Genomic DNA, 1,274 nt, shown 5'->3' on the forward strand with positions numbered 1-1,274 from the left:
TTAATCGTTGGGGCGGTCACATTGTTCGTCATAATTTTAACATTGCAATGAATACAGCTTATGGTAGCAACAAAGGTTATACAATCCGACACCGCAAAGACCTTAAGGGGTATGAAGCTGAATTTGACGAAAGCACAGTAATTACAAGAATCAGACCAATTGGCTATGATGGTTTATTATTACCAGAACTATATGTTGACAGCTCACTGATTGACAATTATGTTGAGCCACGCATACAAGAAATTGAATATTCAAATGTCAAAGTTAAAACCAAAGATTCAGACGAGGAAGGTTTCTCAACACCAGAACTTGCTTATGCTGAACTAAGACGATTAGCAAACCTTGAATTTAGCAAAAATAAAGTTGATTTGCCAGCGTTTACTTGCAAAGTTGAGTTTGTGAATTTAAAAGATACAGCAGAATATCAAGACTTAAAATCACTCAAACAAATCTTACCTGGTGATATTGTAAAAGTTATTCATGCTGAAGATAATTTCAATATCGAAGCGCAAATGGTTGAATATAAATGGAACCCTTTAAATCAATCATATATTTCAATAACTTTAGGCAATTACACTAAATCTTTTACTTCAACAGTAGGTAAAAGTTTACAAACGAATTTAAGCCAAGTCGCACAACAAGCTCAATCAGCCATGACTACGGCAAACGGTAAAAATACAGTCTATAGCTTGACTTACAAGCCAGCTATCATAGCAACAAGTACTGAGGGTGATCTACTTTATCTAAAAAATGGCGACAAAATTGAGATGTGGATTTTAGAAAAAGTCGATGGAAAACTACAATGGGTGTTGCAAGTCAGCGATGCTACAAGTGAAGAAATTAAAGCACAAATGCAACAAGCTCAGACCGAAGTGACAGAAGCCAAAACTGCTGCACAAGATGCAGTAGATAAAGCAAATGCCAGTGTTACAGCTGTTCAGGCAAATACACAATTAATCACCGATGTGAATGCGATTGCAAATAATGCGAAAACACAAGCTCAAACTGCGATGAATAACGCACAAACTGCATTGACAAGTGCAAATACCGCTAAGACTAATGCTCAAACTGCTTTAGATAATGCAGGAAAATTATCCGAATCCGTTTCAACGCTAAATACAATCGCTAACCAAGCTAAAAGCGATGCTGATACAGCGTTGATTAATGCGAACAAAGGAATTACAGATGCGAAAACAGCACTAAACAAAGCGATTGGCGTAGATACTCGAGTGACAACGGAGATAAACAATGTCAACAACACATTGGCTACTAAA

General features: G+C 36.7%; 1 protein-coding gene. It reads left to right on the top strand.

All coding sequences use genetic code 11. From position 1 onward, the window contains the following. The coding region (locus LRA01S_RS10530; protein ID WP_174519827.1) for a phage tail spike protein at window positions 1–1,274 on the top strand (1,274 nt) is incomplete at both ends.

Source organism: Pseudolactococcus raffinolactis NBRC 100932 (genome assembly GCF_001591765.1).
GTDB classification, from domain to species: domain Bacteria; phylum Bacillota; class Bacilli; order Lactobacillales; family Streptococcaceae; genus Pseudolactococcus; species Pseudolactococcus raffinolactis.